Here is a 15,893-nt window from a genome sequence, read left to right as displayed (position 1 = left end):
TTCGTGCCCGGATGACGCCCGGAATGGTGCGCGGCCGCCCGAACCGCTCCATTTCCCTCCACCTCGCTTCTGCCGCGTGATTTCGGGGTTCGTATGCCCAGAACGCGGGTGATTCGTCTGCATTTCCCACATGTGTGGTGCGAAGTGGAGTAAAGTGGAGTCACACTGAGACCTTGGCCGGAAGAGTGGGGGTGCCGCCCGTGTTCCTCGGCACCTACGCGCCCAAGCTCGACGAGAAGGGCCGCCTCATCCTTCCCGCCAAGTTCCGCGATGAACTCTCCGGCGGCGTCGTCATGACGCGTGGCCAGGAGCACTGCCTCTACGTCTTCTCGACCCGGGAGTTCGAAGACCTGCACGCGAAGATCCGCCAGGCTCCCGTGACGAGCAAGCAGGCCCGTGACTACCTGCGCGTCTTCCTCTCCGGTGCCAGCGCCGAGAACCCCGACAAGCAGAACCGCGTGACGATCCCCGCGAACCTGCGCGCGTACGCCGGGCTGGACCGCGACCTGACCGTCATCGGCGCCGGCAGCCGCATCGAGATCTGGGACTCCGAGGCGTGGGATGCCTACCTCGCCGAGCAGGAGGCCACGTTCGCCAACACGACGGAGGAGGTGATCCCCGGGCTCTTCTGATGCTCCTGTGCCGCGACTCCCAGCCGGCCACGCTGACGTACTTCCCCGGCGCCAGACCGACCGGATGGGGATCACGACACAGGAGAAGCCCGTAACGCCATGCAGATCGACCGTATTCACACCCCCGTCATGCTCGAGCGCTGCATCGAACTGCTCGCGCCCGCCATTCAGGGTCCCGGCGCGGTGCTCGTGGACGCCACCCTCGGGATGGCCGGGCACGCCGAGGCCTTCCTGGAGCGTTTCCCCGACCTCACCATCGTCGGCCTCGACCGGGACCTCGACGCCCTCGCCATCGCCCGCGAGCGCCTCGCCCGCTTCGGGGAGCGTGCCCGCTTCGTGCACACCGTCTACGACGGCATCCTCGACGCCCTCGAGGAGCTCGGCATCGACGAGGTGCATGGCGTGCTGTTCGACCTCGGCGTCTCCTCGCTGCAGCTGGATCGCGTCGAGCGCGGGTTCTCGTACTCGCAGGATGCTCCGCTCGACATGCGCATGGACGCAACGAGCGAGCTCACCGCCGAGCGGGTGCTCGCCGCGTACTCCGAGCTCGAGCTGCGCCGCATCTTCCACGAGTACGGCGAGGAGAAGCTCGCGGCCCGCTACGCGCGTGCCATCGTCCGCTCGCGTGAGAAGGCGCCTCTCACCCGGTCGGCCGACCTCGTGCGCATCATCTCGGACGCGACGCCCGCGGCTGCCCAGCGCGCGGGCCATCCAGCGAAGCGGGTCTTCCAGGCCCTGCGCATCGAGGTCAACCAGGAACTCGCCGTTCTCGAGGCGGCCGTTCCGGCCGCGCTGGAGGCGGTCGCGGTCGATGGCCGCATCGTCGTGCTCGCCTACCAGTCGCTCGAGGACCGCATCGTCAAGCGGGCATTCGCCGCGGCATCCGCCTCGACGGCGCCGGCCGGCCTTCCGGTCGAACTGCCCGAGCACAAGCCCGAGTTCCGCCTGCTGGTGCGCGGAGCCGAGCTCGCCACCGAGGCCGAGAAGGCCGCCAACCCGCGAGCGACTCCGGTGCGGCTCCGCGCGGCGCAACGACTCAGGAGGGCCTCATGAACGACAACCTCGCCCGTGCGCCGCAGCAGCCCATCTGGTCGGTGCAGCCCGCGACCGCACCCGCTCCGACGCCGGCCCCTGCGCCCAGGCCCACCCTGCGTCCGGCCACCCGTCCCGCAGAGCGCACCGACCGGCGCGCGCGGCCGCGGCTGTTCTATGCCGTCATCGCGGTCGCCGGCATCAGCGTGATCTTCCTCGTGAAGCTGCTGCTGAGCGTCGCCGTCTCGCAGGGCGCCTTCGAGACCTCGGCACTGCAGGATCAGTCCAAGCAGCTCACCCGCCAGCAGCAGGCGGCCTCCGAGGCGCTCGACCAGGTGCAGTCCCCGCAGTTCCTGGCGGCGAACGCCGAGGCGCTCGGCATGGTCTCCAACGCGCATCCGGTCTACCTGCGACTCTCCGACGGCGCCGTGCTCGGCCAGCCCCAAGCGGCGGACGCCTCGGCCGGCGGACAGGGCGGCGCTCGCTCGCTCGTGCCGAACGCCCTCATCAGCGACGTTCCGCTCGTGACGCAGCTGCCGCCTCCCGCGGCGGCGGCCACGGCACCGCAGGCCGGCGCGCCTGCGCCGAATACGGCCGCAGCGGAGACGGCTGCCGCGACGACGGATGCCGCGCAGCCCGACGCGGCGGCGGCAGCGGCTTCCGACGCGCCGACCCCTGAACCCGGCGTGCTGCCGACCCCGGTGACACACTGACCGCGACAGCCCGCGCGCGATTCGCGAGACCCGCGAGAATGGATGAGCCCCGGTGATGAACTCCCGCACCAACCGCCGCCGGACCGTCGTCGCGATGATGCTGCTGCTGGCCATCGTGAGCGTCTTCGTCGTGCGCCTCGTCGACATCCAGGTGGTGCGCGCCGACGAGCTGAACGCGGCGTCGGTGCAGGCCCGCACCACGACGGCGACGGTGCTCGGCACGCGCGGGGAGATCGTGGACCGCGACGGCCAGGTGCTCGCCCAGAGCGTGCTGCGCTACGACATCACCATCTCGCCGAAGAACGCCCAGGAGTTCGAGCGAGCCGGCGCCAAGGGTGACGTGAAGGTCTCGCTGGCCGAGGCGACCGAGGAACTGGGCACCGCCCTCGGCATCTCGGGAGCGGCCGTGGCGAAGATCATCAGCGATGCCCTCGCGGCGGACCCGAAGTCCGACTTCGCCTACCTCGCCAAGTCCGTCGACGTCGCGACGTTCCAGAAGATCGACGCACTCGGCATCCCGTGGGTCTACCCCCGCAAGCATCCCGGCCGCACCTATCCCGACGGGTCCGTCGCCGGGAACCTCGTCGGCTTCCTCGGTTCGGAGGGCGACCCCCAGGCCGGCGTCGAGATGGCCGACGACAAATGCCTCGCGGCCAAGGACGGCAGCGAGAGCTACCAGACCGATGCCGTGGACGGAGTCGCCATTCCCGGCAGTACCGACACGGTCGCGGCCCAGAACGGTGGAACCCTCAAGCTCTCGATCGACGCCGACCTGCAGTGGTACGTGCAGCAGACCCTCGCCGCCCAGGCGCAGGCGACGGGAGCCAAGTGGGGCACCGTGGTCGTGCAGGAGGTCAAGACGGGCAAGTTGCTCGCCGTGGCCGACTACCCGAGCGTGGATCCCAACAACGTCGACGGAACGGCCGACGAGGATCGCGGCTCGCGGGCCTTCACGGCATCGTTCGAGCCCGGCTCGACCTTCAAGGCGCTCACGGCGGCATCCGCCATCGATGCCGGCGTCGCCAACCCGCTCACCCAGGTCGTCGCGCCGTACCGCATCATCTTCCCCAACGGCGCCAACATCAACGACTCCGATCGCCACGGCGATGAGCACCTCACCCTGACGGGAGTGCTCATCGAGTCCTCCAACACGGGCATGTCGCAGATCGGTGCGCTCATGAGCGACCAGCAGCGCTACGACTACTACAAGAAGTTCGGCCTCGGCACCGAGAGCGAGGTCGGCTTCCCCGCCGAGGACACCGGCATCCTGCACGAGCCGGGAACGGATGCCTGGGACAACCAGACGAAGTACGCCACGATGTTCGGCCAGGGCCTGACGACCACGGCGGTGCAGCTCGCGAGCGTCTACCAGACCATCGCGAACGGCGGCGTGCGCCTGCCCGTGCAGCTCGTCGAGGGCTGCACGCACGAGGACGGCACCGTCACCGACGTGCCGAGCGCGAAGGGCGTGCAGGCGGTCTCGCCGGCCGCTGCCCGCACAACGAGCGACATCCTCGAGATGGTCTACCAGCGGGGCTGGCTGGCCAAGGCATGGAACATCCCCGGCTACCGCATCGCGGCCAAGACCGGAACGGCGCAGATGCCCGACGGAAACGGCGGCTACACGCACGGCTACCTCGTCTCCGTCGCCGGATTCGCTCCGGCTGACGATCCGCAGTTCGTGGTTTCGGTAAGCTTGGCTGACCCGGTCAACCTCAATTCATCGGCGGCCAGCGCCCCGATCTTCAAACAGGTGATGAGCCAAGTGCTCAAGAAGTACCGGGTCGTACCATCCGGCGCAGCAGCGCCCGACCTTCCGGCAGACTGGTGAGATCCAGCCCACCGGTGAGAAAGAGAGCCACGTGACCGACGGCAGGGCGACCCTCCGGCCGCAGCACCCCGTACCACGTGCCCTGTCAGGACTCGTCGACGAGTTCGCGCTCGAGACCCGTGGAGAGATCGACGGCGTCGAGCTGGCCGGCGTGAGCCTGAGTTCCGCCACGGTGCAGCCCGGCGACCTCTACGTGGGAGTCCCGGGGCGAAACGCCCACGGCGCCTCCTACTCCGACGCCGCCCGCGAGGCGGGTGCGGTCGCCGTGCTCACCGACGAGGCCGGCGCATCGGCCGCAGAGCAGAGCGGGCTCCCCGTTCTCGTGACCCCGGATGCGCGCGCCGCCCTCGGCGCCGTCGCGGCGTGGATCTACCGCACCGACGACAACCCCGCCACGCTGTTCGCGGTCACCGGCACGAACGGGAAGACGAGCGTGGTCTACCTGCTGTTCGCCATCCTGCGACAGCTCGGCGTCGAGGCGGGGCTCAGCTCGACGGCGGAGCGTCGCATCGGCGACACCGCCGTCACGAGTTCGCTGACGACCCCCGAGGCGAGCGAACTGCACGCCCTGCTCGCGCGCATGCGTGAGGCAGAGGTGCGCGCGGTGGGCGTCGAGGTCTCGGCGCAGGCGCTCAGCCGGCACCGGGTCGACGGTCTCGTGTTCGACGTCGCCGGCTTCACGAACCTCAGCCACGACCATCTCGATGACTACGCGGACCTCGACGAGTACTTCCAGGCCAAGCTCGAGTTGTTCCAGCCCGATCGCTCGCGCCGGGGCGTCGTCACGGTCGACAGCGAGTGGGGACGCAAGGTGGCCGAGTCCTCCCGCATCCCCGTCTCCACGCTCACCACCTCGCCCGAGCTGGATGCCGACTGGCGCATGAGCCTGCTCTCCGAGGGGGAGTCCCGCACGGAGTTCCGCCTCGAGGGGCCCGACGGCCGTTCCCTCGTGACGAACGTGCCCCTGCTGGGCTGGTTCATGGCAGCCAACGCCGCCCTGGCCATCGCGATGCTCGTGGAGTCGGGGTACGACCTCGATGCCATCGGGCACGTCCTCGAGCGCGACGGCGGCATCGACGCCTACATCCCGGGTCGGGCGGAGCGCATCTCGGGGGAGTCGGGACCGCGGGTCTACATCGACTACGGTCACAGCCCCGACGCGTTCCTGAACACCCTCGGCGCGCTGCGCAAGACCACCGACGGCCGCATCATCATGGTGTTCGGCGCCGACGGCGATCGCGACACCACCAAGCGCAGCGACATGGGGGCCATCGCCGCACGGGGCGCGGACGCCCTCGTCATCACCGACTTCCACCCGCGCTTCGAAGACCCCGCCGCCATCCGCGCCGCCCTGCTCGATGGCGCCCGCTCCGCCGTTCCCGATGGCGAATTCCATGAGGTGCCCGACCCTCGCGCCGCCTTCCGCCTGGCGCTCTCCCTGGCCGGCCCCGGAGACGTCGTGCTCTATGCCGGCCCCGGCCACGAGGACTACCACGAGGTCGCCGGCGAGAAGCTGCCCTACTCGGCACGCGAAGACGCGCGCATCGCGCTGCAGGAAGCGGGCTGGCTGTGATCGCGCTGAGCCTTGCCGAGATCGCAGCGGCCACGGGCGGGGAGCTTCACCTCGATGGGACGGATGCGACCCCGGCAACGGTCGTCGCCGGCCGCTCCCACACCGATTCCCGTGACGTGGGTCCGGGAGAGATCTTCTTCGCCAAGCGCGGCGAATTCACCGACGGCCACCTGTTCGCCCCCGCAGCCGTCGAGGCGGGAGCCGCACTGCTCGTCGTCGAGCACGTCCTCGACGCGCAGGCCATCGGGTCCGCCGTTCCCCAACTCGTCGTCGCCGACACGGTCGACGCCCTCGGCGCCCTCGCGACCGACGTCATCGCCCGGGTGCGCGCGCTCGGCGGGTTGCGCATCGTCGGCATCACGGGCTCGAACGGCAAGACGACCACGAAGAACCTGCTGCGCGCCATCCTCGAAGGCGTCGGCCCGACGATCGCACCGCGCGCCTCGTTCAACAACGAGGTCGGCGCCCCGTTGACGATGCTCGAGGTCGATGCCGAGACCCGCTACCTCGTCGCAGAGATGGGCGCGAGCGCCATCGGCGAGATCCGCCGGCTGGTGGGCATGGCGATGCCCGACATCGGCGTCGTGCTGAAGGTGGGCCTGGCCCACGCCGGCGGGTTCGGGGGCATCGAGGCCACTCAGCGCGCCAAGAGCGAGATGGTCGCCGACCTGCCCGAGAACGCCGTCGCGGTGCTCAACCGCGACGATCCGCGGGTGGCCGCCATGGCCGACCTCACGCGCGCCAGGGTGGTGTGGTTCGGACGGGATGAGGCCGCATCCGTTCGCGCGACCGACGTGCATGTCGGACCCCGTGGAACGCAGTTCACCCTGCACCTGGCGTCGGGGCAGAGCGCACCGGTGCGCTTCCGCGTGCTCGGCGAGCACCACGTGATGAACGCCCTCGCCGCCGCCGCCGTCGCGGAGGAGTGGGGCGTTGCCATCGGGCACATCGTCGAGCGGCTCGAGTCCGTGCAGATCGCCGAGCGCTGGCGCATGCAGGTGCTCGGCGGGCGCGACGGGGTGAGCATCATCAACGACGCCTACAACGCGAGCCCCGACTCCATGGCGGCGGCGCTGAAGACGCTCGTGCAGATCGCGGAGCCCGGCCAGCGCACCATCGCGGTGCTCGGCGAGATGAGCGAGCTCGGCGAGTACGCCGGCGAGGAACACGACCGTGTCGGCCTGCTCGCCGTGCGGCTGGGAATCTCGCAGGTGCTCGTCGTCGGGCAGGAGGCGCGCCGTATGCACATCTCGACCATCAACGAGGGCTCCTGGGACGGCGAATCGCGCATCGTCGATGACGCGGATGCCGCCTTCGCGTTCCTGCAGGGCATGATCCGGCCCGGCGACCTGGTTCTCGTCAAGTCCTCGAACTCGGCAGGTCTTCGCCACTTGGGCGACCGTCTGGGAGAGTTGTACTCGTGAGAGCGCTGCTGACCGCCGGGGTACTCTCGCTCGCCTTCACCCTCTTCCTGACTCCCGCCTTCATCAAGCTCTTCCACCGACTGCAGTGGGGCCAGTTCATCCGCGACGACGGGCCGAAGTCGCACCACTCCAAGCGCGGCACCGCGACCATGGGCGGCATCGTCGTGATCGTCGGCGTGCTCTTCGGCTACTTCGTGGCCGTCTACGCCAGCGGCGAGGCTCCCACGATCTCGGGCCTGCTCGTGCTGTTCATGATGGTGGGCCTCGGGCTGGTCGGCTTCATCGACGACTTCCTGAAGACCCACAAGCAGCAGAGCCTCGGCCTCGGCGGCTGGGCCAAGGTGATCGGCCAGGTCGTGGTCGCCGGCGTCTTCGCGGTGCTGGCCATCAACTTCCCCAACCGCGCCGGCGTCACGCCGGCCTCGACGAGCATCTCGTTCATCCGCGACCTGCCGATCGACTTCATGGTGCTCGGCACGTACGTCGGCATCGGCCTGTTCGTCATCTGGATCTGCCTGATCACCGTGGGCGCCTCCAACGGCGTCAACGTGACCGACGGACTGGACGGGCTCGCGAGCGGCGCGTCGATCCTCGCGATCGGCTCGTACATCGTCGTCGGCTTCTGGCAGGCGCAGCAGTGGTGCCAGAGCACGGGCATCGACCCCGACAACCTCTACAAGTGCTACGAGGTGCGCGATCCGTTCGACCTCGCCATCGTGGCGACCTCGATCGCCGGAGCGCTCGTCGGGTTCCTCTGGTGGAACACCTCGCCGGCGCAGATCTTCATGGGCGACACGGGCTCGCTCGCCCTCGGCGGCGCCCTCGCGGCCCTCGCCGTGCTCAGCCGCACGGAGCTGCTGCTCGTCTTCATCGGCGGCCTGTTCGTCATCGAGACCGGCTCGGTCATCGTTCAGCGCGCCTACTTCAAGATCACCCGCGGAAAGCGCATCTTCCTGATGAGTCCCATCCACCACCACTTCGAGCTGAAGGGCTGGGCCGAGATCACCGTGGTGGTGCGGTTCTGGATCGTGGCCGGCCTGCTCGTGGCCGCCGGTGTCGGCACCTTCTACCTCGAATGGCTCTCGCAGTGAGCGCTCCGACGGCCGGGCAGACGCCGGCTGAGAGCCCTGCCTCGCTGGATGCGCTGACGAGCTGGCACGCCGACTGGCGGGGCCTGCGCGTCGGCGTGCTCGGGCTCGGAGTGACGGGATTCGCCGTCGCCGACACACTCGCCGAGCTCGGCGCCGACGTGCTCGTCGTCGCCTCCTCGGCCGACGATGAGCGTTCCCGCCTGCTCGACGTGATCGGCGCTCGCCTCGTCGTCGCCGACCTCGCGACCGTTCCCGCGCAGCTCGTCGAGCAGCATCCCCAGGTCATCGTCGCCTCCCCGGGGTTCCATCCCGACCATCCCGTGCTGCTGTGGGCGCAGGAGCAGGGCATCCCCGTCTGGGGCGACATCGAGCTCGCGTGGCGGCTGCGCGACAAGGTCGGGGACCCGGCCGAGTGGATCCTCGTGACCGGCACGAACGGCAAGACGACGACGGTGCAGCTGACGGCCACCTTCCTGCACGCCGCCGGCCTGCGCGCCGCGCCGTGCGGCAACATCGGCATCCCCGTGCTCGACGCCATCCGCGACCCGCAGGGGTGGGACGTGCTCGTCGTCGAGCTCTCGAGCTACCAGCTGCACCACATCCCGACCTCGGGGCCGGGATCACTGGCGCCGCTCGCCTCGGTGTGCCTCAACATCGCCGACGACCACATCGACTGGCACGGCTCGGCGGCCGCCTACCGGGATGCGAAGGCCAAGGTCTACGCCAACACCCGCGTCGCCTGCGTCTACAACCGCGCCGACGAGACCACGATGCACATGGTCGAGGAGGCCGAGGTGCAGGAGGGCGCCCGCGCGGTGGGCTTCGGCCTCGGCGCACCGGGCCCGAGCGATCTCGGAATCGTCGACGGCATCCTGTGCGACCGCGCCTTCCTGGATGACCGCCGCAACACGGCCCTCGAGCTGACGACCCTGGATGAACTGCGTGAGTTCGGCCTGGCCGCGCCGCACGTCGTCGCGAACATCCTCGCGGCGAGTGCCCTGGCTCGTGCCACCGGAGTGGAGCCGAGCACCATCCACGACGCCCTGCGCTCCTTCCGGCTCGATGCGCACCGCATCGCGACGGTGGCGGTGGCCGACGGCATCCGCTGGGTCGATGACTCCAAGGCGACCAACCCGCACGCGGCCGAGGCGTCGCTGCGCGCCTACCCCTCCGTGGTGTGGATCGCGGGCGGGCTGCTGAAGGGCGTCGACATCGACGAGCTCGTGCGGGTGCAGTCCTCGCGGCTGCGCGGTGTGGTGCTCATCGGCGTGGAACGCGGCGAGCTGCGGGCGGCATTCGAGCGACACGCGCCCTCGCTGCCGCTCGCCGAGGTGCAGACCGATGACACTGGAGAGGTCATGCCCCGCGCAGTCCGATTCGCCGCCGGGATGGCGCAGGCCGGAGACACCGTTCTCCTGGCTCCTGCCGCCGCCTCGATGGACCAGTTCGCCGACTACGCGGAACGCGGCCACCTCTTCGCGGAGGCCGTTCGAGAGATGCTGGGAGGTGAGGCGGATGGTGCAGGCCCCGCCTCAGCCCACCACTAGGACCGCGCAGCTGGCGTCGACCGCATCCGCCGCCCGCATCTCGCTCGGACGGGTCTTCCGTGCCGACGGAGCGAACTACTTCCTGCTGCTCGGCACCACGCTCTTCCTGGTCATCTTCGGCATCGTGATGGTGCTCTCCTCCTCGTCGGTGGATTCCTACCTCGAGCACGAGGGCTCCTTCGGCGGCGCCTGGAAGCAGCTCATCTTCGCCGCCATCGGAGTGCCGATCATGCTGCTCGCGAGCCGCATGCCGCCCGCGTTCTGGCGGCGGCTGGGACTGCCGCTGCTCATCCTGGGCACCGTGCTGCAGGTGCTCGTGCTCGCCACGCCCCTCGGCATCGCCGACGGCGGAAACCGCAACTGGCTCGGGCTCGGCTCGTTCCAGTTCCAGCCCTCCGAGATCATCAAGGTCGCCCTCATCGTCTGGCTCGGCAACGTGATGTGGATGAAGCGGGCACGGTTGGGCGAGTGGAAGCACACGCTGGTTCCGGTCTTCATCATCGGCGGCGGCGCGACCGGGCTGGTCCTGCTCGGCGGCGACCTCGGCACGGTGATCGTCATGGGCGGCATCCTCGTCGGCGCGCTCTTCTTCGCCGGCGTGCGGCTGCGGTTCATCGTGCTGCCGATCGTGATCGGAGCAGCCGGTGCGCTGCTGATGGCCGTGACGAGCGACTCCCGCATGCGTCGGCTGCAGGCCTTCATCGCCCCGAACTGCACCGACATCCACAACGACTGCTGGCAGACCACCCACGGCGACTACGCCCTGGCCAACGGCGGCATCCTCGGCGTCGGGCTCGGCAATTCCACGGCCAAGTGGTCATGGCTGCCCGCGGCCGACAGCGACTTCATCTTCGCCGTCATCGGCGAGGAGCTCGGCCTCATCGGCGCGATCGTCGTGCTCGCCCTGTTCGTGCTGCTGGCCATCGTCTTCATCCGCATCATGCGCCAGGCGCCCGACATGTTCGCGCGCGTGACGACGGGGGCCGTGCTCGTCTGGGTCATCGGCCAGGCCTGCATCAACATCGGTGTCGTCGTCGGCGTCTTCCCCGTGCTCGGCGTTCCGCTGCCGCTCGTCTCGGCCGGCGGCACGGCGCTGCTGACGACCCTGTTCGCCATCGGCGTCGTGCTCTCCTTCGCGCGGGGCGGCTACGTCGGCCTCGACGCGGCTCCGAGGCGGATGCGGTGACGCGCTACCTTCTCGCCGGCGGAGGCACCGCCGGCCATGTCAACCCGCTCCTCGCCGTCGCCGACGCGCTGCGCGCGACGGAGCCCGAGAGCGAGGTGCTCGTGCTCGGAACCGCCGAGGGCCTCGAGGCCCGACTGGTGCCCGCTCGCGGCTACGAGCTGCTCACGATCGCCAAGGTGCCCTTCCCGCGCCGGCCGAACGCGAATGCCCTGCGCTTCCCGTCCCGCTTCCGCCGCACTGTCGCCGAGGTGCGGGCGATGATCGCCGAGCGCGGCGTCGACGTCGTCGTCGGATTCGGCGGCTACGTCTCGACGCCCGCCTACCTGGCCGCCCGGCGCACGGGAGCCGGCATCGCCATTCACGAGGCCAACGCCAAGCCCGGCCTGGCGAATCGGCTGGGAGCGCGGTTCACCTCGCACGTCGGGGTCGCCTTCCCGGGAACGCCGCTGCCGCACGCGCGCGTGGTCGGAATGCCGTTGCGCGCGGAGATCGCCCGGCTCGACGTGCCTGCCGCCCGAGCGCAGGCCATCGGGTTCTTCGGCCTCGATGCTTCTCGCCCCACCCTCCTCGTCACCGGGGGATCGCTCGGCGCCCGGCGCATCAACGGCACGATCAGCCGGTCGGCGGCCGAGATCATCGCGGCGGGCTGGCAGGTGCTGCACATCACGGGCGACGCCGCCGAGATCGCGGATCCGGGCGTGCAGGGCTACCACCTGCTGCCGTACTGCGACCGCATGGACCTCGCCCTGGCCGTCGCCGACTTCGCCGTCTCCCGCGCCGGAGCGGCGACGGTGAGTGAGCTCTCGGCGCTCGGCATCGCCGCCGTCTATGTTCCCTACCCGGTCGGCAACGGCGAACAGCGCTTCAACGCCGCCGGCCTCGTGCAGGTTGGTGGCGGACTGCTCGTCGATGACGCCGCGTTCCTGCCCGGCTGGGTGCGCGGCACGCTGCTGCCCCTGCTGGCCGACGCACCGGCCCGCGCGCGCATGGCTGCGGCAGCCGCATCCGTCGGCGTACTCGACGGCTCGGAGCGCATGCTGGCACTCGTGCACGAGGCGCTGCCGGGCAAGCGGCCGGCGGGCGCGTAACGTTGAGGGCGAACCACCCCGAACGAGAGAAATGACGACGTGACGATCAAGCCCGACCTGACCACGAGCATCCCCGACGACCTGGGGCGGGTGCACTTCGTCGGCATCGGCGGATCGGGAATGAGCGGCATCGCCCGCCTCTTCCTCGGCGCCGGTCACACCGTCACCGGCTCCGACCTGCGCGACACGGCGAACGTCGCCGCCCTGCGCGCCGCAGGGGCCACCGTGCACATCGGCCACGACGCGGCCAACGTCGGCGACGCCGACACCCTCGTGGTCACTGGCGCGCTCTGGCAGGACAACCCGGAGTACCAGTACGCGCTGGCCAACGGCATCCCGGTGCTGCACCGCTCCCAGGCCCTCGCCGCCCTCATCTCCGACCAGCGGCTCATCTCGGTCGCCGGCGCCCACGGCAAGACCACCTCGACGGGCATGATCATCACCGGCCTGCTCGGGCTCGGCCAGGACCCGAGCTTCGTGAACGGGGGAGTGATCGAGTCGCTCGGCACGAGCTCGGCCCGCGGATCCGGCGAGCTGTTCGTCGTGGAGGCGGACGAGTCCGACGGATCGTTCCTGCTCTACAACACCGCGGTCGCTCTCATCACCAACGTCGACCCCGACCACCTCGACCACTACGGGTCGCTCGAGGCCTTCGAGGACGCCTTCGTCACCTTCGCCCGCAACGCCCGCGAGTTCGTCGTGATCTCCTCCGACGACGCCGGCGCCCAGAGTGTCGCCGCTCGGCTCGACGACACCCGGGTGCTGAGCTTCGGCGAGTCGGATGCCGCCGACGTGCGCGTCTACGACGTGCAGACCGACGGGCCGGTCGCCTTCGCACTGGAGTGGCAGGGCTTCGAGTACCGGGCCCGGCTGCGCGTGCCCGGCCGGCACAACGCCATTAACGCCGCCGGAGCGTTCGCGGTTCTCGTCGGCCTCGGCTTCGATCCCGAGGACTCGCTCGCGGCGATCGCCGAGTTCGGCGGCACCGAGCGCCGGTTCCAGCTGCACGGCACTGTCAAGGGCGTGAGCGTCTACGACGACTACGCGCACCACCCGACCGAGGTCGCCGCAGCCCTGTCGGCCGCCCGCACGGTCGTCGGCGATGGGCGCATCATCGCCGTGCACCAGCCCCACCTCTACAGTCGCACCCGGCTCTTCGCCCAGGAGTTCGCCGACGTGCTCGAGCAGTACGCCGACGAGACCGTCGTGCTCGATGTCTACGGAGCGCGGGAAGACCCGGAGCCCGGTGTGACCGGTGCGCTCGTCAGCGAGCGGTTCAGCGATCCGGAGCGGGTCGCGTTCGTGGCCGACTGGCAGCAGGCGGCCGACCACACCGCGCAGATCGCACGGCCCGGGGACTTCGTGATCACGCTCGGATGCGGCGACGTCTACCGCATCGTGCCGCAGCTGCTCGACGCGCTCGAGAAGGCCGACGGATGAGGGGGCTCGCGCCGTGAAGCGCCCCAACGGGTTCGAACGGCCGCCCGCCCCTGAGCTCCCGCGCCAGCGGCCCTCCTCCCGTCCACGGGACGAGGCGATCACCGCCCCCGTCGCCGTGATCGAGCACCCGGCGCCCGAACTCGATGAGACCGACCGCCGCGATACCGCGCCCCCCGAACCACGCGGGCCTCGCGTCGGCCTGCGCTCCGCGGCATCGGCCGCTGCCGCAGAGGTGCGGCGTGCTGCGAAGGCGCGCCGCCGGTACGAGCGCGCCGAGGTGCGCCGGTTCACGGTCACGAGCCGCCGGCGGCGGCGCAACGTGCTCATCGGCATCGGAGCCGTGCTCGGCATGGCCGCGATCGTCGCGGCCGTCGCCTTCTCGCCGGTGACGGCGTTGCGCGTCATCCAGGTCGAGGGGGCGAACCGCGTGGCCCCGACGGCCATCGTCGACGCCCTCGACGACGAGATCGGCACCCCGCTCGCGCTCATCGATCAGGATGCGGTGCACCGCAAGCTCGCGGCCTTCTCGCTCATCCAGAGCTACACGACCGAGGCGCATCCGCCGGGAACCCTCGTGGTGCGCATCATCGAGCGCGAGCCGATCGGGCTCGAGAAGACGGCGAGCGGGTTCGATCTGGTCGACTCCGCCGGGATCGTCATCTCCTCCTCTGCCGAGCGACCGGCGGGATTCCCGGTGCTGAGCGCGACGAGCCCGACCGCCCTGGCCGCGTCCGGTGAGGTCGTGCGCGCGCTGCCCGCCGATATCCGGGGCCAGCTGGACACCATCACCGCCGCGACGCACGACGATGTCACACTGACCCTCACCAACGGACGCACCGTGGTGTGGGGCAGTGCCGATGACTCGGTGCTGAAGGCGGCCGTGTTCGGCCGGCTGCTCGGCGTGGCCCCGGACGCGAGTCGCTACGACGTCTCCTCGCCGACGAGTCCCGTCTACAGCTGAGGGTCGACGGCGCCGGTTCCGCTCCTTCGGCGCGATTTGTTCCGACACGCGGGAGACGCTTGCGCGGGCACGCGCGAGCGGCACCTAACGTCGAACTCAAGAAATGCATACCCAGCATAACTTTAAGCTTCCAGTAGAGGTTTAGGGTTTCAACCGGAGGCCGGACGTGTCAACAAACCAGAACTATCTCGCCGTCATCAAGGTTGTCGGAATCGGCGGCGGCGGTGTCAACGCCGTCAATCGAATGATCGAGCTGGGCTTGCGTGGAGTCGAGTTCATCGCGATCAACACCGACGCCCAGGCGCTGCTCATGAGCGATGCCGACGTCAAGCTCGACGTGGGGCGCGACCTCACCCGCGGTCTCGGTGCCGGCGCCGATCCCGAGGTCGGCCGACGCGCCGCCGAGGATCACGCCGAGGAGATCGAAGAGGCACTCGCCGGAGCCGACATGGTCTTCGTCACCGCGGGCGAGGGCGGCGGAACCGGTACCGGCGGCGCACCCGTCGTGGCGCGCATCGCGAAGTCCATCGGCGCGCTGACCATCGGTGTCGTCACGAAGCCCTTCGGCTTCGAGGGCCGCCGTCGCCAGACGCAGGCGGAGACCGGCGTCAGCACCCTGAAGAACGAGGTCGACACCCTCATCGTCGTGCCGAACGACCGCCTGCTCGAGATCAGCGACCGCGGCATCAGCATGATCGAGGCCTTCCAGACGGCCGACCAGGTGCTCCTCGCCGGTGTGCAGGGCATCACCGACCTCATCACGACGCCGGGCCTGATCAACCTCGACTTCGCCGACGTGAAGTCCGTCATGCAGGGAGCCGGGTCCGCCCTCATGGGCATCGGCTCCTCGCGCGGCGCCGACCGGGCGATCAAGGCGGCGGAGCTGGCGGTGGCCAGCCCGCTGCTGGAGGCCTCCATCGACGGAGCGCACGGCGTGCTGCTCTCGATCCAGGGTGGTTCCAACCTCGGCATCTTCGAGATCAACGACGCCGCCCGCCTCGTGCAGGAGGCCGTGCACCCCGAAGCGAACATCATCTTCGGTGCCGTCATCGACGACACGCTCGGCGACGAGGTGCGGGTCACCGTGATCGCGGCCGGCTTCGACGGCGGGGAGCCGCAGACGGTCGAGGCCGAGCCGCGTCGCGGCGTGCACGTCAAGGCCGGGGTCGCGGCCGCGGCTGCTGCCATGGGCGTGAAGACCGACGCGACGGCGGTCGACGAGATCGACGTGTCGGAGTTCGACATCGACGAGCTCGTCGATTCTGCGGCATGGTCGAGCGCCGAGGCGCCCGCGGATTCGGCCGTGATCGACCCCGCCTTCGCCGACGACAGCGAAGACCTCGACATCCCCGACTTCCTGAAGTAGGAGACGCAC

The 15,893-nt window shown here is 70.2% G+C and carries 13 protein-coding genes; all 13 read left to right on the top strand.

Going from position 1 to position 15,893, the window contains the following annotated elements:
- Window positions 1–200 precede the first annotated feature (200 nt).
- Entirely contained in the window at window positions 201–632 is a 432-nt protein-coding gene (gene mraZ / locus WDJ51_RS14840; RefSeq protein ID WP_337853350.1) for a division/cell wall cluster transcriptional repressor MraZ, read from the top strand.
- A 99-nt stretch (window positions 633–731) separates the two neighbouring features.
- A complete protein-coding gene (gene rsmH, locus WDJ51_RS14835; RefSeq protein ID WP_337853243.1) occupies window positions 732–1,685 on the top strand; it encodes a 16S rRNA (cytosine(1402)-N(4))-methyltransferase RsmH in 954 nt (317 codons plus the stop codon).
- Entirely contained in the window at window positions 1,682–2,377 is a 696-nt protein-coding gene (locus WDJ51_RS14830) for a hypothetical protein (protein WP_337853242.1), read from the top strand. The genes rsmH and WDJ51_RS14830 overlap by 4 nt, the downstream gene beginning before the upstream one ends.
- 55 nt (window positions 2,378–2,432) lie before the next feature.
- A complete protein-coding gene (locus WDJ51_RS14825; protein ID WP_337853241.1) occupies window positions 2,433–4,208 on the top strand; it encodes a peptidoglycan D,D-transpeptidase FtsI family protein in 1,776 nt (591 codons plus the stop codon).
- A 31-nt stretch (window positions 4,209–4,239) separates the two neighbouring features.
- Window positions 4,240–5,781 (top strand): Mur ligase family protein, encoded by a 1,542-nt coding sequence (locus WDJ51_RS14820; RefSeq protein WP_337853240.1) that lies wholly within the window; start codon window positions 4,240–4,242, stop codon window positions 5,779–5,781.
- Entirely contained in the window at window positions 5,778–7,205 is a 1,428-nt protein-coding gene (locus WDJ51_RS14815; protein WP_337853239.1) for a UDP-N-acetylmuramoyl-tripeptide--D-alanyl-D-alanine ligase, read from the top strand. Before WDJ51_RS14820 ends, WDJ51_RS14815 begins: the two co-directional genes overlap by 4 nt.
- The gene (gene mraY, locus WDJ51_RS14810; RefSeq protein WP_337853238.1) at window positions 7,202–8,296 is read left to right on the top strand and encodes a phospho-N-acetylmuramoyl-pentapeptide-transferase; all 1,095 of its coding nucleotides are present in this window, start codon (window positions 7,202–7,204) and stop codon (window positions 8,294–8,296) included. The genes WDJ51_RS14815 and mraY overlap by 4 nt, the downstream gene beginning before the upstream one ends.
- A complete protein-coding gene (gene murD / locus WDJ51_RS14805; RefSeq protein ID WP_443218506.1) occupies window positions 8,281–9,843 on the top strand; it encodes a UDP-N-acetylmuramoyl-L-alanine--D-glutamate ligase in 1,563 nt (520 codons plus the stop codon). The genes mraY and murD overlap by 16 nt, the downstream gene beginning before the upstream one ends.
- Entirely contained in the window at window positions 9,812–11,029 is a 1,218-nt protein-coding gene (ftsW, locus tag WDJ51_RS14800; protein ID WP_337853236.1) for a putative lipid II flippase FtsW, read from the top strand. Before murD ends, ftsW begins: the two co-directional genes overlap by 32 nt.
- Window positions 11,026–12,117 carry a UDP-N-acetylglucosamine--N-acetylmuramyl-(pentapeptide) pyrophosphoryl-undecaprenol N-acetylglucosamine transferase gene (locus WDJ51_RS14795; protein ID WP_337853235.1) on the top strand — a complete coding sequence of 364 codons (1,092 nt, stop codon included), beginning with the start codon at window positions 11,026–11,028 and terminating at the stop codon, window positions 12,115–12,117. Before ftsW ends, WDJ51_RS14795 begins: the two co-directional genes overlap by 4 nt.
- Window positions 12,118–12,156: 39 nt before the next feature.
- Window positions 12,157–13,557, top strand: coding sequence for a UDP-N-acetylmuramate--L-alanine ligase (gene murC / locus WDJ51_RS14790; protein ID WP_337853234.1), 1,401 nt, complete (start codon window positions 12,157–12,159; stop codon window positions 13,555–13,557).
- Window positions 13,558–13,570: 13 nt separating this feature from the next.
- Window positions 13,571–14,518: an FtsQ-type POTRA domain-containing protein gene (locus WDJ51_RS14785; RefSeq protein WP_337853233.1), complete on the top strand. Its 948-nt coding sequence runs from the start codon at window positions 13,571–13,573 to the stop codon at window positions 14,516–14,518.
- A gap of 166 nt (window positions 14,519–14,684) precedes the next feature.
- Window positions 14,685–15,884: a cell division protein FtsZ gene (ftsZ, locus tag WDJ51_RS14780; protein WP_337853232.1), complete on the top strand. Its 1,200-nt coding sequence runs from the start codon at window positions 14,685–14,687 to the stop codon at window positions 15,882–15,884.
- Window positions 15,885–15,893 lie beyond the last annotated feature (9 nt).

The organism is Rathayibacter sp. YIM 133350 (assembly GCF_037404875.1).
GTDB lineage: Bacteria > Actinomycetota > Actinomycetes > Actinomycetales > Microbacteriaceae > Orlajensenia.
Note: the sequence above shows the minus strand (reverse complement) of the source record. Positions and strands in the feature narration are given on the sequence as shown.

Coding starts and splice junctions, on each gene's coding strand:
- WDJ51_RS14825 (WP_337853241.1), top strand. CDS start 2,433: ATGAACTCCCGCACCAACCGCCGCCGGACCGTCGTCGCGATGATGCTG.
- WDJ51_RS14830 (WP_337853242.1), top strand. CDS start 1,682: ATGAACGACAACCTCGCCCGTGCGCCGCAGCAGCCCATCTGGTCGGTG.
- murD (WP_443218506.1), top strand. CDS start 8,281: ATGGCTCTCGCAGTGAGCGCTCCGACGGCCGGGCAGACGCCGGCTGAG.
- rsmH (WP_337853243.1), top strand. CDS start 732: ATGCAGATCGACCGTATTCACACCCCCGTCATGCTCGAGCGCTGCATC.
- ftsW (WP_337853236.1), top strand. CDS start 9,812: ATGGTGCAGGCCCCGCCTCAGCCCACCACTAGGACCGCGCAGCTGGCG.